The 20,588-nt window shown below is 65.2% G+C and carries 22 protein-coding genes and 1 tRNA gene; 9 read left to right on the forward strand and 14 right to left on the reverse strand.

Annotated elements, in window-relative coordinates; all coding sequences use genetic code 11:
• Nucleotides 1–3 precede the first annotated feature (3 nt).
• The 5 genes from FEZ61_RS09325 to FEZ61_RS09345 all read right to left on the reverse strand — a co-directional run bounded on the left by FEZ61_RS09325 (nucleotide 4) and on the right by FEZ61_RS09345 (nucleotide 5,780).
• On the reverse strand, nucleotides 4–300 hold the full coding sequence (locus FEZ61_RS09325) for a winged helix-turn-helix domain-containing protein (RefSeq protein WP_173148376.1): 297 nt from the start codon (nucleotides 298–300) through the stop codon (nucleotides 4–6).
• A 53-nt stretch (nucleotides 301–353) separates the two neighbouring features.
• Nucleotides 354–3,185 (reverse strand): valine--tRNA ligase, encoded by a 2,832-nt coding sequence (locus FEZ61_RS09330; protein ID WP_173148378.1) that lies wholly within the window; start codon nucleotides 3,183–3,185, stop codon nucleotides 354–356.
• Nucleotides 3,186–3,272: 87 nt separating this feature from the next.
• The gene (locus FEZ61_RS09335; RefSeq protein WP_017642554.1) at nucleotides 3,273–3,635 is read right to left on the reverse strand and encodes a hypothetical protein; all 363 of its coding nucleotides are present in this window, start codon (nucleotides 3,633–3,635) and stop codon (nucleotides 3,273–3,275) included.
• Nucleotides 3,636–3,639: 4 nt separating this feature from the next.
• Nucleotides 3,640–4,068 carry a DNA polymerase III subunit chi gene (locus tag FEZ61_RS09340; RefSeq protein ID WP_017642553.1) on the reverse strand — a complete coding sequence of 143 codons (429 nt, stop codon included), beginning with the start codon at nucleotides 4,066–4,068 and terminating at the stop codon, nucleotides 3,640–3,642.
• 212 nt (nucleotides 4,069–4,280) lie between these two features.
• The gene (locus FEZ61_RS09345) at nucleotides 4,281–5,780 is read right to left on the reverse strand and encodes a leucyl aminopeptidase (protein ID WP_173148380.1); all 1,500 of its coding nucleotides are present in this window, start codon (nucleotides 5,778–5,780) and stop codon (nucleotides 4,281–4,283) included.
• 171 nt (nucleotides 5,781–5,951) lie between these two features.
• Here FEZ61_RS09345 and lptF point away from each other — a divergent pair, with 171 nt between their 5' ends.
• Nucleotides 5,952–7,064 (forward strand): LPS export ABC transporter permease LptF, encoded by a 1,113-nt coding sequence (gene lptF, locus FEZ61_RS09350; protein ID WP_017642551.1) that lies wholly within the window; start codon nucleotides 5,952–5,954, stop codon nucleotides 7,062–7,064.
• On the forward strand, nucleotides 7,061–8,122 hold the full coding sequence (gene lptG / locus FEZ61_RS09355) for an LPS export ABC transporter permease LptG (RefSeq protein ID WP_017642550.1): 1,062 nt from the start codon (nucleotides 7,061–7,063) through the stop codon (nucleotides 8,120–8,122). Before lptF ends, lptG begins: the two co-directional genes overlap by 4 nt.
• A 19-nt stretch (nucleotides 8,123–8,141) precedes the next feature.
• Here lptG and FEZ61_RS09360 read toward each other — a convergent pair whose 3' ends face one another.
• From FEZ61_RS09360 to FEZ61_RS09370, 3 genes are all read right to left on the reverse strand, one after another.
• The gene (locus FEZ61_RS09360) at nucleotides 8,142–8,462 is read right to left on the reverse strand and encodes a hypothetical protein (protein WP_017642549.1); all 321 of its coding nucleotides are present in this window, start codon (nucleotides 8,460–8,462) and stop codon (nucleotides 8,142–8,144) included.
• A 100-nt stretch (nucleotides 8,463–8,562) separates the two neighbouring features.
• A complete protein-coding gene (locus FEZ61_RS09365) occupies nucleotides 8,563–9,030 on the reverse strand; it encodes a hypothetical protein (RefSeq protein WP_173148382.1) in 468 nt (155 codons plus the stop codon).
• A 35-nt stretch (nucleotides 9,031–9,065) separates the two neighbouring features.
• Nucleotides 9,066–9,236 carry a hypothetical protein gene (locus FEZ61_RS09370; protein WP_017642547.1) on the reverse strand — a complete coding sequence of 57 codons (171 nt, stop codon included), beginning with the start codon at nucleotides 9,234–9,236 and terminating at the stop codon, nucleotides 9,066–9,068.
• Nucleotides 9,237–9,434: 198 nt separating this feature from the next.
• Between FEZ61_RS09370 and FEZ61_RS09375 the strand changes: the two genes are divergently transcribed.
• On the forward strand, nucleotides 9,435–9,764 hold the full coding sequence (locus FEZ61_RS09375) for a DHCW motif cupin fold protein (protein ID WP_017642546.1): 330 nt from the start codon (nucleotides 9,435–9,437) through the stop codon (nucleotides 9,762–9,764).
• A 109-nt stretch (nucleotides 9,765–9,873) separates the two neighbouring features.
• Here the strand turns inward: FEZ61_RS09375 and FEZ61_RS09380 are convergent.
• Nucleotides 9,874–9,958: transfer RNA gene (locus FEZ61_RS09380), tRNA-Leu, on the reverse strand.
• A 106-nt stretch (nucleotides 9,959–10,064) separates the two neighbouring features.
• Between FEZ61_RS09380 and queA the strand changes: the two genes are divergently transcribed.
• The 6 genes from queA (at nucleotide 10,065) to FEZ61_RS09410 (ending at nucleotide 16,165) form a co-directional block, all read left to right on the forward strand.
• Nucleotides 10,065–11,108, forward strand: coding sequence for a tRNA preQ1(34) S-adenosylmethionine ribosyltransferase-isomerase QueA (gene queA / locus FEZ61_RS09385; protein WP_173148383.1), 1,044 nt, complete (start codon nucleotides 10,065–10,067; stop codon nucleotides 11,106–11,108).
• A gap of 10 nt (nucleotides 11,109–11,118) precedes the next feature.
• On the forward strand, nucleotides 11,119–12,237 hold the full coding sequence (gene tgt / locus FEZ61_RS09390; RefSeq protein WP_051226203.1) for a tRNA guanosine(34) transglycosylase Tgt: 1,119 nt from the start codon (nucleotides 11,119–11,121) through the stop codon (nucleotides 12,235–12,237).
• 147 nt (nucleotides 12,238–12,384) lie between these two features.
• On the forward strand, nucleotides 12,385–12,729 hold the full coding sequence (gene yajC / locus FEZ61_RS09395; RefSeq protein WP_007162951.1) for a preprotein translocase subunit YajC: 345 nt from the start codon (nucleotides 12,385–12,387) through the stop codon (nucleotides 12,727–12,729).
• 64 nt (nucleotides 12,730–12,793) lie between these two features.
• Nucleotides 12,794–14,662 carry a protein translocase subunit SecD gene (secD, locus tag FEZ61_RS09400; RefSeq protein WP_160923625.1) on the forward strand — a complete coding sequence of 623 codons (1,869 nt, stop codon included), beginning with the start codon at nucleotides 12,794–12,796 and terminating at the stop codon, nucleotides 14,660–14,662.
• 10 nt (nucleotides 14,663–14,672) lie between these two features.
• Nucleotides 14,673–15,578 carry a protein translocase subunit SecF gene (secF, locus tag FEZ61_RS09405; protein ID WP_017642542.1) on the forward strand — a complete coding sequence of 302 codons (906 nt, stop codon included), beginning with the start codon at nucleotides 14,673–14,675 and terminating at the stop codon, nucleotides 15,576–15,578.
• 59 nt (nucleotides 15,579–15,637) lie between these two features.
• Nucleotides 15,638–16,165 (forward strand): glycine zipper 2TM domain-containing protein, encoded by a 528-nt coding sequence (locus FEZ61_RS09410; RefSeq protein ID WP_017642541.1) that lies wholly within the window; start codon nucleotides 15,638–15,640, stop codon nucleotides 16,163–16,165.
• Between the two features lie 153 nt (nucleotides 16,166–16,318).
• On the opposite strand, the gene FEZ61_RS09415 is transcribed toward FEZ61_RS09410, so the two are convergent.
• From FEZ61_RS09415 to pcp, 5 genes are all read right to left on the reverse strand, one after another.
• Entirely contained in the window at nucleotides 16,319–17,359 is a 1,041-nt protein-coding gene (locus FEZ61_RS09415; RefSeq protein WP_173148385.1) for an acyltransferase, read from the reverse strand.
• Between the two features lie 286 nt (nucleotides 17,360–17,645).
• On the reverse strand, nucleotides 17,646–18,191 hold the full coding sequence (locus FEZ61_RS09420; protein ID WP_173148387.1) for a hypothetical protein: 546 nt from the start codon (nucleotides 18,189–18,191) through the stop codon (nucleotides 17,646–17,648).
• Nucleotides 18,192–18,311: 120 nt separating this feature from the next.
• The gene (locus FEZ61_RS09425; protein ID WP_007159685.1) at nucleotides 18,312–18,449 is read right to left on the reverse strand and encodes a hypothetical protein; all 138 of its coding nucleotides are present in this window, start codon (nucleotides 18,447–18,449) and stop codon (nucleotides 18,312–18,314) included.
• Nucleotides 18,450–18,513: 64 nt separating this feature from the next.
• Nucleotides 18,514–19,866, reverse strand: coding sequence for an MATE family efflux transporter (locus FEZ61_RS09430; protein WP_064307955.1), 1,353 nt, complete (start codon nucleotides 19,864–19,866; stop codon nucleotides 18,514–18,516).
• 79 nt (nucleotides 19,867–19,945) lie between these two features.
• Nucleotides 19,946–20,584: a pyroglutamyl-peptidase I gene (gene pcp / locus FEZ61_RS09435; RefSeq protein WP_173148390.1), complete on the reverse strand. Its 639-nt coding sequence runs from the start codon at nucleotides 20,582–20,584 to the stop codon at nucleotides 19,946–19,948.
• Nucleotides 20,585–20,588 lie beyond the last annotated feature (4 nt).

A 20,588-nucleotide genomic window follows, 5' to 3' on the forward strand; every position in this document is an offset into this window, starting at 1 on the left:
GGTTCAGGGATAGCCCAGGACCGTCTTGATCCGCGCCAGCTCGCGCTCGACCCAGCGCGGGTCCACCGCGCCCCAGTCGCGGATCTCGTAGCCGCCGGCATTGTTGCGGGCGCCTTCGCCCTGCACGAACTGGCAGTCGATATCCAGATCGGCCAGCGCCAGCAGGGTGTCCTGGGCGGTACGCCGCGGCATGCCGGTGGCGGCCATCAGCGTCGGCACGCTGGTGGCGGTGCCACTGGCCACCAGCCAGGCCACATAGAGCCGGCGATAGAAGCTGGTCTTGGTCTTGCTCACATCCATGAGAATCGTCCTGGGCAATAAAAAGCCCACCGCAAGGGTGGGCTTCAGGGGCATCAGAGGGTGGCGATGCGCTGCCGCTGGTCCACCAGCTTGACCAGGGCCTGTTCTGCCTCGGCCAGTTTGGCGCGTTCCTTTTCCAGGACCTCGGCCGGCGCCTTGGCGACGAAGCCTTCGTTGCCCAGCTTGCCGCCGACGCGCTTGACCTCGCCTTCCAGGCGGCCGATCTCCTTGTCCAGGCGCGCCAGTTCCGCGTCCTTGTCGATCAGCCCGGCCATGGGCACCAGCACTTCCATCTCGCCCACCAGGGTGGTGGCGGACATCGGCGCTTCCTCGCCGGCGGCCAGCACGCGGACCGATTCCAACTTGGCCAGCTTGTTCAGCAGCGGCTCGAAGTCGGCCAGGCGGCGCTGGTCCTCGGCACTGGCATTGGCGACGATGATGTCGATGCGCTTGGCCATGGAAATCTTCATCTCGCCGCGGATCTGCCGCACGCCCAGCATCAGCGCCTTGACCCACTCGATGTCGCCTTCGGCGGCGGCGTCGATGCGCGCCTCGTTGGCTACCGGCCAGGGCTGCAGCATCAGCGTCTCACCCTGGACACCGGCCGGCGCCTTGAGGCGCTGCCAGATTTCCTCGGTGATGAAGGGCATGAAGGGGTGCGCCAGGCGCAGCACCACTTCCAGTACCCGCGCCAGAGTGCGGCGGGTACCGCGCTGGCGCTCGATGGAGGCGTTCTCGTCCCACAGCACCGGCTTGACCAGCTCCAGGTACCAGGCACAGTACTCGTCCCAGACGAATTCATAGAGGGCCTGAGTGGCCAGGTCGAAGCGGAAGGCGTCGAGCTGACGGGTCACCTCGGCCTCGGTGCGCTGCAGCTGGGAGATGATCCAGCGATCCACCGAGGACAGCTCGACCGGTTCGTCATTGACGCCGGTGTCCTGGCCTTCGACGTTCTCCATGACGAAGTTCGCCGCGTTCCACAGCTTGTTGCAGAAGTTGCGATAGCCCTCGACGCGACCCATGTCGAACTTGACGTCGCGGCCGGTGGTGGCCAGGGAGCAGAAGGTGAATCTCAGGGCATCGGTGCCGTAGCTGGCGATGCCGTCCGGGAATTCGGCGCGGGTCTGCTTGGCGATCTTCTCGGCCAGCTTGGGCTGCATCAGGCCGCTGGTGCGCTTCTGCAGCAGGGTGTCCAGGTCGATGCCATCGACGATGTCGAGGGGATCGAGCACGTTGCCCTTGGACTTGGACATCTTCTGGCCCTGGCCATCGCGGACTAGGCCGTGGACGTAGACGGTCTTGAACGGGATCTGCCCGGTCAGGTGGGTGGACAGCATGATCATCCGGGCGACCCAGAAGAAGATGATGTCGAAGCCGGTGACCAGCACGTCGGTGGGATGGAAGGTCTTCAGCGCCTCGGTCTGCTCGGGCCAACCCAGGGTGGAGAAAGTCCACAGACCGGAGCTGAACCAGGTATCCAGCACATCGTCGTCCTGGCGCAGGGCGATGTCACCGAGGTCGTGCTTGGCGCGTACCTCGGCTTCGTCACGGCCGACATAGACGTTGCCGGCCTGGTCGTACCAGGCGGGAATGCGGTGGCCCCACCAGAGCTGGCGGCTGATGCACCAGTCCTGGATGTCGCGCATCCAGCTGAAGTACATGTTCTCGTATTGCTTGGGCACGAACTGCACCTCGCCGCTCTCGACCACGCCGATGGCTTTCTCGGCCAGGGGCTTGGTGGAGACGTACCACTGGTCGGTCAGCCAGGGCTCGATCACGGTGCCGGAACGGTCGCCCTTGGGCACCTTGAGGGCGTGGTCCTCGATCTTCTCCAGGCGGCCGGCGGCGTCTAGGTCGGCGACGATGCGCTTGCGCGCCTCGAAACGGTCCAGGCCGGCGTAGGCCTCGGGCAGGGTGGCGTCGAACATGCCGTTGACGCTGCCGTCCAGGTTGAACACCTGAGCGCCGGGCAGGATGGCCGCGTCGGCGTCGAAGACGTTGATCAGCGGCAGGTTGTGGCGCTTGCCGACTTCATAATCGTTGAAATCGTGGGCCGGGGTGATCTTGACGCAGCCGGTGCCGAATTCGGGGTCGCAGTAGTCGTCGCCGACGATGGGGATGCGGCGGCCCACCAGGGGCAGTTCGACGTACTGGCCGATCAGATCCTTGTAGCGCGGATCTTCCGGATGCACGGCCACGGCGGCATCGCCCAGCAGGGTCTCGGGGCGGGTAGTAGCGACCACCAGGTGATCCATGCCCTCGGCGGTGCGGGCGCCGTCCGCCAGGGGATAGCGCAGGTGCCAGAGGTGGCCTTTCTCGTCATGGCTTTCCACTTCCAGGTCGGAAATGGCGGTGTGCAGCTTGGTGTCCCAGTTGACCAGGCGCTTGCCGCGATAGATCAGACCGTCCTCGTGCAGGCGTACGAAGGCTTCCTTGACCGCCTCGGAGAGGCCGTCGTCCATGGTGAAGCGCTCGCGCGACCAGTCCACCGAGGAGCCCAGGCGGCGGATCTGCCGACTGATGTTGCCACCCGATTCGCTCTTCCATTCCCAGACCTTTTCCAGGAATTTTTCCCGGCCCAGGTCATGGCGCGACAGGCCCTCGGCACCGATGCGGCGCTCCACCAGCATCTGGGTGGCGATGCCGGCGTGGTCGGTGCCCGGCTGCCAGAGGGTGTTGCGACCCTGCATGCGGCGGAAGCGGATCAGGGCATCCATGATGGCATTGTTGAAGCCATGGCCCATGTGCAGGCTGCCGGTCACGTTCGGCGGCGGGATCATGATGGTGTAGGGCTCGCCCGACCCCTGGGGCGCGAAGTAGCCCTGGCGTTCCCAGGTCTGGTACCAGGAGGTTTCGATGGCGTGCGGCTGGTAGGTCTTGTCCATGGAGGGGGCTTTTGTCGCTGGAAGAGGAAAGCCTCCGAGTATAGCGACTCCCGCCGGCCGGCGGCAGGGCGCCTTGGCGCTCCGCGCTCAGGGACGCTGCAGCAGTTCTTCCAGGCGCCGTTGCAGACGGCGCTGCAACTCGGCTTCCAGGCGCGGCAACTGCTCGTCGAGCAGTTCCTGCAGGATGGCCGGCGCCTCCTGGTGCAGGCGGACGTGGGCCAGGTCTTCATGGGGCGCGCTGGGTGTCACCTCTTCGATGGCGTCCGGCACGATCTGGTCGAGCAGCGGCGGGATGGCCTTGAGGCGCTCGGCGCTGGGCGCGATGACGTCGGAGAGGATGGGGATGCCATCGGCGCTGCTCGGATGAATCGTGTTGCGACTCTTGTCGAGCACCTGGCGGATGGCTTCGAGGTCTTGCAGGACGTGCGCGGGAGGCTTGGTGCTGGTCATGAAATCAGACACGTGACAGCTGATGGTCCTGTAGAGCATAGCCAAGCTTGCGGTAGAAGCGAAAACCTTCGCGCATCGCCTGGCGCACGTCGGGGGCTTCGACGACCACTTCGGCGATCCGGGCGAAACCCGCATGGCAGGGCGGCGGGGCCAGGCTGAGGTTGATCAGCAGTTCGCCCGTTTGCTCGGCGGTCGTGGTCAGGCCCAGCACCACCGGACTGTCACTGGCGGTTTCCGCCAAGTCGTGGGGAATGAAGCTGTCGGGACGGAAGGCCCATAGCTGTTCGTCCAGGCGCTGACGCTGCTCGGTGTCGGCGCAATGCACATAGACCGGCATGCCCTGCTTCCAGGCCTTGTCCACCAGCCGGCAGGCAAAGGCCAGCCGCGCCGCGGGATCGGTGGAGGGCAGGACATAAAAATCGACACGGGTCATGGCGGATCACGAAGAAGGGGAGGGAAGCGGCAAGGCCGCGACGTAGGGGCGTCGCGGCCTCTATAGGCGTTAGCGCGTGTTCAAAGTCTCGCGAGCTAGAGCCAAACAAGGCGAAAAGACCTGAGGAAGTGGAGTTTACAAAACGTAAATGAGCATTCCGAAGGTCTTTTCAACGCCGTTTGGCCGACGCGCAGCAGACTTTGAGCAGGTGCTTAGGCCTCGGCGGTGCGGTCGAGCAGGTACTGCACCAGCAGCGGTACCGGGCGACCGGTGGCGGCCTTGTCCTTGCCGCCGCTGATCCAGGCGGTGCCGGCCACGTCCAGGTGCGCCCAGGGATAGGCCTTGGCATAGCGCGCCAGGAAGCAGCCCGCGGTGATGGTGCCGGCCTTGGGACCGCCGATGTTGGCCATGTCGGCGAAGGGGCTGTCCAGCTGCTCCTGGTACTCCTCGTGCAGCGGCAGTTGCCAGACGCGGTCGTCGGCGCGATCGCCGGCCTGCTTGACCTGGTCGATCAGGGCGTCGTCGTTGCCCATCAGGCCCGAGACCAGCGAACCCAGGGCGGTGATGCAGGCCCCGGTGAGGGTGGCGATGTCGATCACCGCCTTGGGCTGGAAGCGCTCGGCGTAGGTGAGGGTGTCGCACAGCACCAGGCGGCCCTCGGCGTCGGTGTTGAGGATCTCGATGGTCTGGCCGCTCATGCTGGTGACGATGTCACCCGGGCGGGTGGCGGTGCCGCTGGGCATGTTCTCGGCCAGGGCCAGCAGACCCACCACGTTGATCGCTGGCTTGAGCTCCATGAGGGCGCGGAAGGTGCCCAGGACGCTGGCGGCGCCGCACATGTCGTACTTCATCTCGTCCATGCCGGCGCTCGGCTTGATGCTGATGCCGCCGGTGTCGAAAGTGATGCCCTTGCCGACCAGGGTGTAGGGCTGGGCGTTCTTGGCGCCGCCCCGGTACTGCAGCACCACCAGGCGCGGCGGCTGGGCGCTGCCCTGGGCCACAGCGAGGAAGGAGCCCATGCCCAGTTCGCGCATCTTCTTCTCGTCGAGCACCTCGACGGAGAGCCCGGCGTCCTTGAACTGCTTGCCCAGGGCCTTGGCCTGATCGGCTACATAGACCGGGTTGCAGACGTTTGGCGGCAGGTTGCCGAAGTCCTTGGCATAGGCGGTGCCGTGGGTGATCGCCAGGGCATGGGCCAGGGCGCGTTCGGCTTCCGGCTGGGAGGCCTTGGTGGTGACCAGGGTCAGCTTCTTCAGCGGCCGCGGCTCGGCCTTCTTGCTCTTGAAGCGATCGAAGACATAGTCGCCGTCGGCCAGGGTCTCGGCCAGCAGGCGCAGGCGGGCATAACCATCGCGATTCTTGACCGGCACATCGCCGAGGGCGATGGCGGCGTCGCTGCCACCCAGGCTCTTGAGCACGCCCAGGGCGCCGCTGGCCAGCTTGCGGTACTGACGGTCGGAAAGCCCTTCGCTGGCGCCGCTACCGACGAGCAGCACGCGTTCGGCCTTGAGGCCGGGCAGATTGGTGAGCAGCAGGGTCTGGCCGGCCTTGCCGGCGATGTCGCCGCGCTTGACCGCTGCGCTCAGGGCGCCGGAAGTGGCAGCGTCCACGGCGCTGGCCGCTGCGTCGAGCGCACCGCCTTCACCGACGGCCACGACCAGCGTGGCGGTTTTCAGGGTTTCCGGACGAGCGTTTTTGACGACGAATTCCATTAGGAGAAGCTCCCCAAGACAAACACATGAGTTCGCAGGATATAATGCGGGGCTTTCGCCAGGGCCTTTCCCGGCGATCGGCCTTCAACGGGTGGGCCTTGCAACGCAAGCCATGCAGCCGAGCTAGTGTGAGCGTTCGCGCCAGAGCCTGACAACCCTGGAGAATCCTGTTTGATCGTCTTCCGCTATCTGTCTCGAGAAGTTCTCACCACCCTCGGTGCGGTCAGTGCCGTGCTGCTGGTGATCATCATGAGCGGCCGCTTCATCAAGTACCTGGCCCAAGCGGCCCAGGGCCTGCTGGATCCGGGCGTGCTCCTGCTCATCATGGCCTACCGCATCCCCGGCTTCCTGCAGCTGATCCTGCCGCTGGGCCTCTTTCTCGGCTTCCTGCTCGCCTATGGCCGGCTGTACCTGGACAGCGAGATGACCGTGCTCACCGCCACCGGCCTGAGTCCGCGCCGCCTGCTGGCCTACAGCATGGCGCCGGCCGCGGTGGTGGCCCTGGTGGTCGCCTGGCTGAGTCTGTCGCTGGCACCCCTGGGCGTGCAGAAGGTCACCACCATCCTCAATCAGCAGGATGCCATGACCGAGTTCGACACCCTCGAACCGGGCCGCTTCCAGTCGCTGCGGGACAATTCGCGGGTCACCTACACCGAGCGCCTGTCGGCGGATCGCAGCCAGCTGGGCGGCGTCTTCATTTCCGAGCGCAACACCTCCACCGCCGGCGGCAAGGACCGCGGCGTGGGCGTGCTGGTGGCCGACACCGGGCGGCAGGAAATCCACCCGGACGGCAGTCGCTACCTGATCCTGCAGAACGGCTTCCGCTACGACGGCGTGCCGGGCCAGGCCGATTACCGCGCCGTGCAGTACGAGACCTATGGCGTGCTCCTGCCCAAGCCCGCGGTCAGCGAGGACATCAGCGAGCGTGACGCCGTCACCACCGGTGAACTCATGCGCAGCAACGAGCTGCAGTATCGCGGCGAGCTGCAATGGCGGCTGTCGCTGCCAATCCTGGTGTTCGTCGTGACTCTCATCGCCGTGCCCTTGGCCAAGGTCAATCCGCGTCAGGGCCGCTTCCTCAAGCTGCTGCCGGCGATCCTGCTGTACATGGCCTACCTGTCGCTGCTGATCGCCGCCCGCGGCGCCCTGGATAAAGGCCGCCTGCCGCCGGCCATCGGTCTGTGGGGCGTGCACCTGCTGTTCCTGGTGCTGGGGCTGCTGCTGGCCTTCTGGGAACCGCTCAAGGCGCGTCTGCGCGGTCGCAAGCCGGAGGTAGCGGCATGAACAAGCTCGATTGGTACATAGGGCGCACCGTCTTCGTCAGCATCCTCGCGGTGCTGGGTGTGATCGTTGGTCTGGCCCTGCTGTTCGCCTTCATCGACCAGCTCGGCGACTTCGACGACAACTACGGCGTCGCCGAGGCGCTCAAGTTCGTCCTGCTCACCTCGCCGCGGCGAGCCTACGAGATGCTGCCCATGGCGGCGCTGATTGGCTGCCTGATCGGCCTGGGCACCCTGGCCAGCAGCAGCGAGCTGATCGTGATGCGTGCCGCTGGGGTTTCCCTGGGGCGCATCGTCTGGGCGGTGATGAAGCCGATGTTCGTGCTGCTCATCGCCGGCATCCTGGTCGGCGAGTACGTGGCGCCCTGGTCGGAGAACCTGGCGCAGAGCGGTCGTGCCCTGGCGCAGAGCGCCGGCAAGGCGCAGAGTTCGCGTCATGGCCTCTGGCATCGCCAGGGCCACGAGTACACCCACGTCAACGCCGTGCAGCCCAATGGCCTGCTGCTGGGCGTGACGCGCTACGAATTCGACGACAATCGCCATCTGCTGCAATCCAGCTTCGCCCAGCGCGGTATCTATCGTGGAGATCACTGGGAGCTGGAAAACGTCAGCATCACCGACTTCGGCAATCGCCAGACCAGTGTGCGTCAGGAGCCCAAGGTGATCTGGAACGTCGAGCTGACCCCGCAGGTGCTCGATACCGTGATCATGGAGCCGGATGCGCTGTCGATCTCCGGGCTGTGGTGGTACATCCACTACCTGGCCGATCAGGGCCTGAGCAACAAGAGCTACTGGCTGGCGTTCTGGTCGAAGATCTTCCAGCCGCTGGTGACCGCCGCTCTGGTGTTGATGGCGATCTCCTTCATCTTCGGCCCGCTGCGCTCGGTGACCCTGGGCCAGCGGATCTTCACCGGGGTGATCATCGGCTTCGCCCTGCGCATCTTCCAGGACCTGCTGGGACCGTCCAGCCTGGTGTTCGGCTTCTCGCCGCTGCTGGCCGTGCTGGCACCGGCGCTGCTCTGCGCCGTGGCTGGGATCCTGTTGCTGCGCCGGGCCGGCTAGGGCCCGGCGGCGCCGTCCGCTAGGCGGCGCCCTTGCTCACGACCGGTTGCGGCTGCAGCCAGCCGGCGTGGGCTTCGCAGAAGCTCAGGATGCGCTGCACGCGGCGGATCTGATCCCGATGGCGGCATTCGCCCACCACGGTACGCACCAGCAGATCGACGTTCTGCATGTGGATCAGGCGCAGATCAGCGCTCATGTCGGGGCAGGCGTCCATCTCGTCCATGCGCGTCTCGCAACGCGAGAGCAGGCGCTCGATGAAGGCGGTGGAGAAGCGGGCGGGGGTCTGGGCCGTTTCCAGGTCCTTGACCGCCACCTGAGAGAGGGGGGAGAGCGTTTCCATGTGCAAGATCTCGCGTCCGTATCGATGTCTTACTATTGCACGCTTTGCCCTTGCGTTTCAGCTGCCGGTGGTCAGCTGGCTATCCGATCGTTTCCGGGGCTCAGCGCGGATGTCCGGGTGCTCCTGTCGCCACGTCGAGCAGCGCTGATCGCGCCTTAAGATAAGACTGCTTCTGCTGCAAGTCGGCTGGATGATCGATGGTTAGCCCCGCCAGATAGCCCTGCCAGATGGCCAAGTAGGCTTTCTGCGCATTGCGCAGCCGCCAATCCTGGCCGGCGGGTAATTGGTCCGTAGCAGACTTCTCTTCGGCAGCGGCCTGGGTCTGGCAACTGCTCAGCCGCTGACGAAAGTCCGCCAGCCGCCCTTGTTCGCCCGCCAAGCGGGCGTTGTTGCCATGCAGCACCAGCAACTCGCAGCCATAGAGGGCGCTGTGCAACCGGGCCTGCAACGTCCAGCTGGGCGAGCGATTCAGGTCGACACCCGCACTCGCTGGCTGGGTGGGTCGCTGCACGGCGCAGCCACCCAGGGTCAGCAGCAGGACGAGTAGCAGGGAAGGGCTCAGGCGCATCTTCCGGTCTCGGCAAGCCTTGTGCGGGCACCAGCCTATTGGTAACGCTGCCATTCCCGATACTTGTCCATCAGGTAGTTACCGACCGGTTGCGACTTCTTGCAGTCCTCACCGCTCAGTGGGCTGGGTTCGCAGACGGAGTCGGCCGAGCTGTAGTGGTTGCAGCCGGTCAGCAGTAACGCGAGGCCAAGCAATATCCATTTCAAAAGGCATCCTTCCCTACGATGAAAGCGGGAGTGTGGTGATCAAGAACGTGCCTGATGGATGGGGGTCGCCGTATTCGCAAAGGTACAAAAACCGCAATTAGCGCAAGGCTGCATACCTTGAAAATTCATCCAATCTGTATCCCTTGACCGTCTTGCTGCCGGGCTAACATACCCTTCCTGACCTAGGTAGAGGCCGTCATGCAACTGAGCGACATTCCATTCGGTACCACTGACTGGTCGAAAATCGAACCTGTAGTCCATGCGGGAGCGAGCGGCTCAGCGCTTTGGCGTACCTGCCAGTTTGGTGCAATACGGGTCCGCATGGTCGAGTACAGTGAGGGTTATCTTGCCGATCACTGGTGCAGCAAGGGACATATTCTACTTTGCCTGGATGGTCGGCTGGATACCGAGCTGGCCGATGGTCGCGTCTTCACCTTGACCGCCGGCATGAGTTACCAGGTGGCCGACAATGCAGAGGCTCACAGATCCTCGACCGCGACTGGGGCTAGGTTATTCGTCGTGGATTGAGGCTCGTATCGACGCCGCGACCAAGGCGCACCAGGCACAAAAAAACCGCCTCGAGGGGCGGTTTCTTCGGCTTCCAGGCAACACGGGGGAGGCCTGGAAGGTACCAACTTGGTGCCCCGGGGGAGACTCGAACTCCCACTCCTTTCGGAAACGGATTTTGAATCCGCCGCGTCTACCGGTTCCGCCACCGGGGCAATGGCGGCGGAGTATAGGGATGCAGGCAGGTCCGGTCAATCCAAAGTGCGTTGGTGAAAAAGGCCGCTTCCGGTAAGCTGTGCGGCCTTTCGAGATCTACCTGCCATGCACGTCGCCGACTTCCATTTCGACCTTCCCGAATCCCTCATCGCCCGTCATCCGCTGGCCGAGCGCCGCGGCAGTCGATTGCTGGTGCTCGACGGCCCCAGCGGTGAGCTGAGCCATCGCCACTTCGCCGATCTGCTGGGCTATCTGCAGCCGGGCGACCTGATGGTGTTCAACGACACCCGGGTGATACCCGCGCGGCTGTTCGGCCAGAAGGCCAGTGGCGGCAAGCTGGAGATCCTGGTGGAGCGGGTGCTGGACGAGGAGCGGGTGCTGGCCCATGTACGGTCCAGCAAGTCGCCCAAACCGGGCAGCCGCATCCTCATCGACGGCGGTGCCGAGGCCGAGATGGTGGCGCGCCACGAGGCGCTGTTCGAGCTGAAATTCGCCGAGCCCGTGCTGCCGCTGCTGGAGCGGGTCGGTCATATGCCGTTGCCGCCCTATATCGACCGGCCCGATGAAGCCGAGGATCGCGAGCGCTACCAGACCGTCTATGCGCGCAATGCCGGTGCGGTGGCCGCGCCCACCGCCGGACTGCACTTCGACGAGCCGCTGCTGGACGCCATCCGCGCCAAGGGCGTGGCGACCGCCTTCGTCACCCTGCACGTCGGCGCCGGCACCTTCCAGCCGGTGCGGGTCGAGCGCCTCGAAGACCACCACATGCACCGCGAGTGGCTGCAGGTCGACCAGGCCGTCGTGGATGCCGTGGCCGCCTGCCGCGCCCGTGGCGGTCGGGTGATCGCCGTCGGTACCACCAGCGTGCGTTCGCTGGAAAGCGCCGCCCGTGATGGCCAGCTCAAGGCCTTCGCCGGCGAGACGGATATCTTTCTTTATCCCGGTCGCCCCTTCCATGTCGTCGATGCGCTGGTGACCAACTTCCACCTGCCCGAATCGACCCTGCTGATGCTGGTGTCGGCCTTCGCCGGTTACCGCGAGACCATGGCCGCCTATGCGACGGCCGTGGCCGAGGGCTATCGCTTCTTCAGTTATGGCGACGCCATGTTCATCACCCGCAATCCCGGGGCCCAGGGCCCGGAGAGCTGATATGAGTTTCATGAATTTCGAATTGCTGGCCACCGAGGGCAAGGCCCGTCGCGGCCGCCTGACCTTTCCCCGCGGCGTGGTCGAGACCCCGGCCTTCATGCCGGTCGGTACCTACGGCACGGTCAAGGGCATGCTGCCCGACAGCGTCGCCGATATCGGTGCCCAGATCATCCTCGGCAACACCTTCCACCTCTGGCTACGGCCTGGGACCGAGGTGATCCAGCGCCATGGCGACCTGCACGACTTCATGCAGTGGCAGGGGCCGATCCTCACCGATTCCGGCGGCTTCCAGGTGTTCAGCCTGGGCGCGCTGCGCAAGATCAAGGAGGAGGGCGTCTACTTCGCCTCGCCGGTGGACGGCGCCAAGGTCTTCATGGGCCCCGAGGAATCCATGGCGGTGCAACGCGCCCTGGGCTCGGACATCGTGATGATCTTCGACGAGTGCACGCCTTATCCGGCGGACTTCGACACCGCGCGTCGTTCCATGGAATTGTCGCTGCGCTGGGCCAAGCGCTCCCGCGAAGCCCATGGCGACAATCCCTCGGCGCTGTTCGGCATCGTCCAGGGCGGCATGCACGAAGAACTGCGCCTGAGATCCCTGGAAGGTCTGGAAGGCATCGGCTTCGACGGCTACGCCATCGGCGGCCTGTCGGTGGGCGAGCCCAAGGAAGAGATGATCCGCGTGCTGGACTTCCTGCCGCCGCACCTGCCGGCGGACAAGCCGCGCTACCTGATGGGCGTGGGCAAGCCGGAAGACCTGGTGGAAGGCGTGCGCCGTGGCGTCGACATGTTCGACTGCGTGATGCCCACCCGCAACGCGCGCAACGGCCATCTGTTCATCGACACTGGCGTGCTCAAGTTGCGCAATGCCGTGCATCGTCACGACGAGACGCCGCTGGATCCCACCTGCGACTGTTACACCTGCAAACATTTCTCCCGGGCCTATCTGCACCATCTGGATAAATGCGGGGAAATGCTGGGGAGTATGCTGAATACGATCCACAACCTGCGGTATTACCAGCGGGTGATGGCCGGTTTGCGCCAGGCTATCCAAGAGGGTAAATTGGCCGACTTTGTGGACGCCTTCTATGCTCGGCGCGGCCTGCCTACGCCGCCGCTCGACCGCTGAAAGCCCCTGTCCGATCGTCCAGGCGAAACGGCGCTCGCGCGTCCTTCGCCGGGTGCGTGACGGGGGTTCTGCAGCGGTCGAACCGGTGGCGAGCGACCCCCGGCATCTCTTCTTTTTCCGTCATCCAACTCTGCAAGGAGTAGTGCAATGAGTTTTCTGATTTCCACGGCCCAGGCCCAGGAAGCTGCCGCGCCGGCCGCCAACGCCGCACCGGGAGGTGAATACATTCAGTTCATCTTCCTGATCGGCTTCGTGGTGATCTTCTATTTCCTGATCTGGCGTCCCCAGGCCAAGCGCACCAAGGATCACAAGAACCTGATCGGCGGCCTGCAGAAGGGTGACGAAGTGGTGACCACCGGCGGCATCGCTGGTCGCATCAACAAGGTCACCGACGAGTTCGTGGTGCTGGAAGTGTCCGACAACGTCGAACTCAAGTTCCAGAAGGGCGCCATCGCCGCGACCCTGCCGAAGGGCACCCTGAAGGCCCTCTGAGCCTTCCTCACTCTAGCTAACACCGGGGCGCGCAAGGCGCCCCGCCTTTATCTCGGGCGGTGTCATGCTCAACAAATATCCCCTCTGGAAGTACCTGCTGATCCTGGCCGTACTGGTCGTGGGCGCCATCTATTCGGTTCCTAATCTGTACCCCGACGATCCGGCCCTGCAGATCAGCGCTTCCAGCACCGAACGCACGGTGACCCCCGCCGAGGTGCAGCGTGTCAACGCGGCCCTGGCCGAGGCTCATCTGGCGGTGAAGTCCAGCGATCTCAATGAGAACGGCAGCCGGGTGCTGATCCGCCTGATGCGCGCCGATGATCAACTGCCGGCCCAGGAAGTGGTCCGCCGTACCCTGGGCGACGACTTCGTGGTGGCCCTGAACCTGGCGCCCACCACCCCGCAGTGGCTGCGCAAGCTGGGCGCCAGCCCCATGAAGCTGGGTCTGGATCTCTCCGGCGGTGTGCACTTTCTGCTGGCGGTGGACATGGACAAGGCCGTGGATGCGCGCCTGAAGGTCTATGACAACGAGGTCAAGACCCTGCTGCGCCGCGAGAAGGTGCGCTATCGCAGCATGCCCGACCAGAACGGCGCCCTGCAGCTTGGCTTCACCGATGCCGCCGACCTGCAGCAGGCCCAGAGCCTGATCCGCAAGAACTACACCGATTTCGAGCTGACCACCGATACCCGTGGCGACCTGCAGGTGCTGCGTCTGCAGCTGACCGAGGCCAAGCTGCGGGAGATCCGCAACTATGCCGTCACCCAGAACCTGACCACGGTACGCAACCGGGTCAACGAACTGGGTGTGGCCGAGCCGCTGGTGCAGCGCCAGGGCGCCGACCGCATCGTGGTCGAGCTGCCGGGTGTGCAGGACACCGCCGAAGCCAAGCGCATCCTCGGCAAGACCGCCAACCTGGAATTCCGCCTGGCCGCCACCGCGGACACCCCGCGGGCCTCCACCGAGAGCTTCGAATTCCGCGAGCCCGGCCGTCCGGCGGTACCGCTGGAGCGTAACGTCATCATCACCGGTGATCAGGTCACCGACGCCTCGGCCAGCTTCGACGAGAACGGCCGGCCCCAGGTCAACATCCGCCTGGATGGCCATGGTGGCGATCTGATCAACCGTGCCACCCGCACCAACGTCGGCCGCAGCATGGCCGTGGTGTTCATCGAGCAGCGTCCGGTCACCCGCTACACCACCCAGACCGTGGACGGCGTGCAGAAGGAAGTGGCGGTGCCCGGCTTCGAGGAAGAGCGGCGCATCATCAGCCTGGCGACCATCCAGTCGGCCCTGGGCAACAGCTTCCGTATCACCGGCCTGAACGGTTCGGGCGAGGCCTCGGAACTGGCGCTGCTGCTGCGTGCCGGTGGCCTGGCCGCACCCATGTACTTCGCCGAAGAACGCACCCTCGGCCCGAGCCTGGGCGCCGACAACATCGAGAAGGGCATCGACGCCTCCATCTGGGGCATGATCTTCGTCTCGCTGTTCCTGATCGCCATCTACCGCTTCTTCGGGGTGCTGGCGACCATCGCCCTGGCGTTCAACATGGTGCTGCTGATGGCGCTGATGTCCATCCTGCATGCCACCCTGACGCTGCCGGGTATCGCCGGTATCGTGCTGACCATGGGGCAGGCGGTGGACGCCAACGTGCTGATCTTCTCGCGGATCCGTGAAGAGATCGCCAATGGCATGCCGATCCAGCGCGCCATTCACGAAGGTTTCAATCGGGCCTTCACGGCGATCCTGGACTCCAACCTGACGACCCTGCTGGTGGGCGCCATCCTGTTCGCCATGGGCACCGGGCCGGTCAAGGGCTTCGCCGTGACCATGTCGCTGGGTATCTTCACCTCCCTGTTCACCGCCATCTTCGTGACCCGTGCCATGGTCAACCTGATTTATGGCGGCCGGAACGTCAAGAAGCTGTGGATTTGAGGACGCGGCCATGAAAAAGACCATCAACTTCATGGGCGTACGCAATATCGCGTTCGCCATCACCGCGCTCCTGACCGTACTGGCGCTGTTCAGCTGGTTCTATAAGGGGCTGAACTTCGGCCTGGACTTCACCGGCGGCACCCTGATTGAGCTGCGCTACGAGCAGCCGGCCGACCTCGGCAAGATCCGTCAGGAATTGCAGGGCGCCGGCTTCGAAGACGCCGTGGTGCAGAGCTTCGGCGCCACCACCGACGTGCTGGTACGGATGCCCGGTGACGATCCCCAACTGGGCCAGAAGGTGACCGGCGCGCTGCAGCAGGCGAGCACCGAGAACTTCTCCCTGACCCGTACCGAGTTCGTCGGTCCGCAGGTGGGCGAGGAGCTGCGTGACCAGGGCGGCCTGGGCATGCTGCTGGCCCTGGGCAGCGTGCTGGTCTACGTGGCCTTCCGCTTCCAGTGGAAGTTCGCCGTGGGCGCCATCCTGTCGCTGGTGCACGACGTGGTGGTGACCCTGGGGCTGCTGTCGTTCTTCCAGATCACCTTCGACCTGACGGTGCTGGCGGCGGTCCTGGCGATCATCGGTTACTCGCTCAACGACACCATCGTGGTGTTCGACCGGGTGCGAGAAAACTTCCGGGTGTTGCGCAAGGCCGACCTGATCGAGAACATCAACGTCTCGACCACCCAGACCCTGCTACGGACCCTGGCGACCTCGATCTCGACTCTGCTCGCCGTGGGAGCCCTGCTGATCTTTGGTGGCGACAACCTGTTCGGCTTCTCGCTGGCGCTGTTCATCGGCGTGATGGCCGGTACCTACTCGTCGATCTATATCGCCAACGTGGTGCTGATCTGGCTGGATCTGAAGAGCGAGGACCTGATTCCGCCGCAGGCCAAGGAACTCGACGAGCGTCCCTGATGTCCCAGGCATGGCAAAGGGCCAGGTGCCCGCTATGACAGAGTAGTCAGGAGGTTGTAGTGAACAAGTCGATGCTCGTAGGTACGGTTCTGGGAGCCATCGTCGCCACCGCAGGTGGCGCCGTGGCGTACAGTTTCGTTGACCGCGGGCCTCAGTACGCCGAGGTCGTCGCCGTCCAGCCGGTCAAGGAAACGGTCAAGACCCCGCGCGAGGTCTGCAAGGAGGTCGCGGTGACTCATCGGCGACCTGTTCAGGACCAACACCAGATCGCCGGGACCGCCGTAGGCGCGGTCGTCGGCGGTCTGCTGGGCAACCAGGTCGGCAACGGCAGCGGCAAGACCCTGGCGACCATCGCCGGTGCCGTGGGCGGTGGTTACGCCGGCAACAAGGGTCAGGAATACATGCAGAACCGCGACACCTACACCACCACCCAGACCCGCTGCAACACGGTTACCGACAGCAAGGACCAGGTGGTCGGCTATGACGTCAAGTATCTGCTGGATGGCAAGATCGGCCAGGTCCGCATGGACCACGAGCCGGGCAAGCAACTGGAAGTGAAGAACGGCCAGGTGCTGGCCAGCCAGTGATCCGCCTTGACCGCTGAAGCCCCAGGGCTTCAGCCGATGAAAAAACCCGCTACCAGGTGACTGGTAGCGGGTTTTTTCATGGGGGTTTCGTGCTGATCGAAACGCTCTTCCACGCTGGCCAGAGGCGCAGGGCGCCCTGGCCGGAGCCGTCACTCAGACGGCGGGGCGGGGGGTTTCAGCTTTGGGCCGAAGCCACCGCCGGGCGGAGATCCACGCCGGCGCCTCGAACAGACCGTTGATGCCACGGGCTTCCAGCAGCTTGGCGATGGCCACGGGCACCAGGATGCCGAAGGCGCAACCGGCGACGATGTGCAGCAGGCCGTCGTTGATGTGCAGGCCCTTGCTCAGGACGATGCGCGCACCGCTGCCACTCAGTACGTGCATCACGTAGATGGGCATGGACAGCGCCCCCAGGGTCAGCACCCACTGCAGCGGCCGTTGCGCCAGCACCATGCAGGTGGCGCTGACGAAGACGATGCCGTTCAGCGCCAGGACCAGGGTGGCCAGGCCACGATCGGTATAGACCAGGCCCAGCAGGCCATGGAACCAGTACTCCAGCACCACGAACAGCAGACCAGAGCCCAGCATCACCCGGCCGGCCTGTTCCTCGATGGCCTGCTTGAAGTTGTTGAACCAGACGCCGAAGGCGAAGAACACGAAGTTCTGCGCGGTGAAGGTGAAGAAGAAGTCTTCCGGGCCGGCGTTCTGGAACAGATAGACCAGGGCGCCAAAGGCGAACACGGCAAAGAAGGCCAGCGGCTTGGCCCAGCGATAGGCGAGCATGGCCAGGCAGAACACCAGGAACAGGGCATAGAGGAACCAGAACTGCTGGCGTGGCTCCCAGACCGTCAGGACTTCGCTGAAGCTGACGCCGCCATTGGTGTAGCGCGACATCAGCGCCTCTACCGAGCCCTGCAACAGTGACCAGACCAGGAAGGGATAGACGATGGTGTCGATCTTGTTCACCAACAGGCCGCCGGTGCCGCGCTTGACGAAGGAGCTGTAGAAGAACAGGCCGGAAAGAAAGAAGAACAGCGGCATGTGGAAGCTGTAGATGACACTGTCCACCAAGCCGTGGAATTGGGCGTCCTGAAGGATGCCGGCGTTGAGCAGGCCGCGGACGACATGGCCATAGACGACCAGCACGATGCCAATGGCTTTCGCATAGTCGACCCAGAGATTGCGAGTGTTCATTGAATGATCCTTTTCAAAGGAGAACCTGTGCCGCTGAAGCCAAGCGCTGGGGGCAAACGAAAGCAGGAACGCTGCGGCGCCAGGGCGCGCATCGCGACAGGTTCGGTCATGGTAGGACTCCCGAAGGAACGACGTCCGTAAGTAGCCGGTTACAGGAAGGGGCTCCTTGCCCGCGTTCTGACCATGGCTATCTGCCATTGTTCATGGCTTGTTTCCAGCCAGGCGTGAACGGGGCGACACTTTGGCCGCCTGGGGGACAACTGTCCGACGAGCTGTAACCGGATGTTTAAAGCGAGTCTTTTACGAACTGCAACTGCCGCTCCTTGAGCAGGGGTTCGTAACGTGGCGAGGTGTAGATCAGCAGGACCTGTTTCCGACGTGCCGCCTGGGCGCTGAACTTGTAGACCACGGTGTCGTGATCGAAGGCCAGATAGGCCTGGGCGTCGTCATCCTGGTTCAGGCGTTCGAAGGCGGCGGCCGATGACTGGGAGGAGGGCTTGCCATACTTCTGGGTGAGGCCTTCGGCGATCAGAAAGGACTGGGCCAGGGGCGTGACGATGGACAGCCGCAGGAAGCGACCATCGATGAAGAAGGCGCCGGCCTCGACCTTTTCACCGGCGAAGGCGAGGTCGTTGCATTCGAAATATTCGACGCCGACCACGTCGATCTTGCGCGGCTGGAAGGTGCAGAGCTTTTTCGCCAGAAAGGCCTTCAGCTCGGTGCCGAAGGCGATGCCCGCATAGCCATCCACGGCCCGGGCCGGCGCCGGGACGAGCACCAGCAGCGCCAACAGGGGCGCGAGAAGAGGCGACAGGTAGGACCTGACGGTCATGGTGATCTGGATTCCCTTCACGAAGGCCCTGGGGCCCACTCAACCCGACGGATGCTAGAAGCTCCGCCGGGGCTTTGCCACCGCTGTCGACGGCTTTTGTCGAGGGGTTCAGGGTTGGCGTCAGGCGATGCCGGGCGGAATCTGATCCTTGCCGTAATCCTTGAGCTTCTCCAGGTTTTCCGGCTTCTGGTGCTCGGGGACGTCGTCGCCGTCGGCGGGGGTGTCCAGGGGTTCCTGATCGCGGGTGTCTTCGCTCATGGCAGCGCTCTCGGCAGGGGATGTTCGACTTTGAGGGGAGCGCCGACCCGGCGGTTCCGCAGGATCAGGCGCTGGCGTGGTCGTCGAGCCAGCCTTCGCGCCGGGCCAGGCGCCAGGCGAGCAGGGCGGAGATCAGGCCGCGCAACGCCATGAAGGTCAGAAAGGCCAGCCACAGGCCGTGATTGCCGAGGCCGCGCAGCAACCCGCCGAGGGGCAGTGCCAGCAGCAGGGCGAGGAGCATCGAGTTGCGCATCTCGCGGGCGCGGGTGGCGCCGATGAAGAGGCCGTCCAGCAGGTAGCTGACCATGGCGATCAAGGGTAGCAGCGCAAGATAGGGCAGGTAGGCATGGGCCTCCTGGCGCACCGCGGCGATGTCGCTCTGCAGGGCGACGAACAGATCGCCGCCCAGGGCGAAGGCGACGGCGAACACCAGGCTGGCCAGCAACGACCAGCCGCCGGCGATTACCAGCACCCGGCGCAGGGTGGCGCCCTCGCGAGCGCCGAGGGCATGACCGGCCAGGGCCTCCACCGCATGGGCGAGGCCGTCGAGGGCGAAGGCGGTGACCAGCAGGCCATTGAGCAGCAGGGCGTTGACCGCCACCGTGGTCTCGCCCAGCTGGGCGCCCTGGGCGGCGAACAGCAGGAACACCGCCTGCAGCGCCAGGGAGCGGATGAAGATGTCGCGATTGACCGCCAGCAGCGGGCGCCAGCTGGCGAGCTGGCGCAGCGCCTGGCGATCGATCCGTCCCGGCCACAACCGCAGACGGCGCAACACCAGCCCGAGGCCGAGCAGCATGCCGCTCCATTCCGCCAGGACCGAGGCCAGGGCGATGCCCTGCACCCCGGCGCCGAGGCCGAGCACGAAAGCGGTCACCAGCAGCAGGTTCAGGGCATTGGTGGTGAGTAGCAGCACCAGCGGCGTGCGTGCATCCTGGGTGCCGAGCAGCCAGCCGATCAGCGCGTAGCTGAGCAGCGCCGCAGGCAGGCCGAGCAGGCGCAGGTGCAGGAAGCGCGCGGCCAGCTCGGCGAAGGCGGGATCCAGGCCGAGCCAGGCGAGCAGCGGCTCCAGCGCCAGGCTGGCCATCAGCAGCAGGACCAGAGACAACCCGAGGCCCAGCAGACCGGCTTGCAAGAGGATCTGGCGCAGGGCGGCGCCATCGCGCCGCCCACTGGCCTGGGCGGCGAAGCCGGTGGTGCCCATGCGCAGGAAGGCGAGGATGCCGAGCAGGGCGGTGTAGAAGGCGCCGCCCATGGCCACCGCGGCGAGCTGGCGGGCTTGCGGCAGGTGACCGGCGATGGCGCTGTCGACCAGGGTCACCAGCGGCACGCTGAGATTGGACAGGATCATGGGCGCGGCCAGCGCCCAGACGCGGCGGTGCAGCAGGGGATGACGCCAGTCGGCAAGCAGGGTGGACATGGGCTAATCGCAGCGGCGGCGGAGGGGGCATTGTAGGCCAGCCAGCCCGGATGGTCCTCCGCCGCCGCGCCTGCGGGTGTCAGTCCAGTTGGCCGCCGCCTTCGCGCAGGTCCGCCTGGGTGGTCGCCGCGCAGGTGAGCGCCAGGCGCAGGCCGGCGACCAGGGTCTCCAGGGCCATGGACGGCGCCCCGGGCTGGTTGGCGGCCTGGGCCGGCAGATAAGGAATATGGATGAACCCGCCGCGTACCCCGGTGCCCTGCAGGCGATGCTGCAGGCCGTAGAAGACGTGGTTGCAGACGAAGGTACCGGCGGTCTGGGACACCGCCGCGGGAAAGCCGGCGGCGCGCAGGGCATGGACCATGGCCTTGATCGGCAGGGTGCTGAAGTAGGCCGCGGGGCCGCCGGGCACCACCGGTTCGTCGATGGGCTGACGTCCGACATTGTCGGGGATGCGGGCATCGTCGACGTTGATGGCGATGCGTTCCAGCGACAGCTCGGCCCGCCCGCCGGCCTGGCCGACCGCTACCACCAGGGTGGGACGATGGCGGTCGAGTAACTCGTCCAGCACCCGAAGGGCGGCGCCGAATTCGGTCGGCAACTGCGCCGCGACCACGGGTAGATCGCCGAGGCGTTCGCCGTCGAGTCGGCGCACGGCCTCCCAGGAAGGGTTGAGCTCTTCGCCACCGAAGGGTGCGAAGCCGGTGAGCAGCAGGGTCATGGGA

Origin of the sequence: Pseudomonas sp. MS15a(2019) (assembly GCF_013277805.1) — a bacterium.
GTDB classification, from domain to species: Bacteria; Pseudomonadota; Gammaproteobacteria; order Pseudomonadales; family Pseudomonadaceae; genus Chryseomonas; species Chryseomonas benzopyrenica.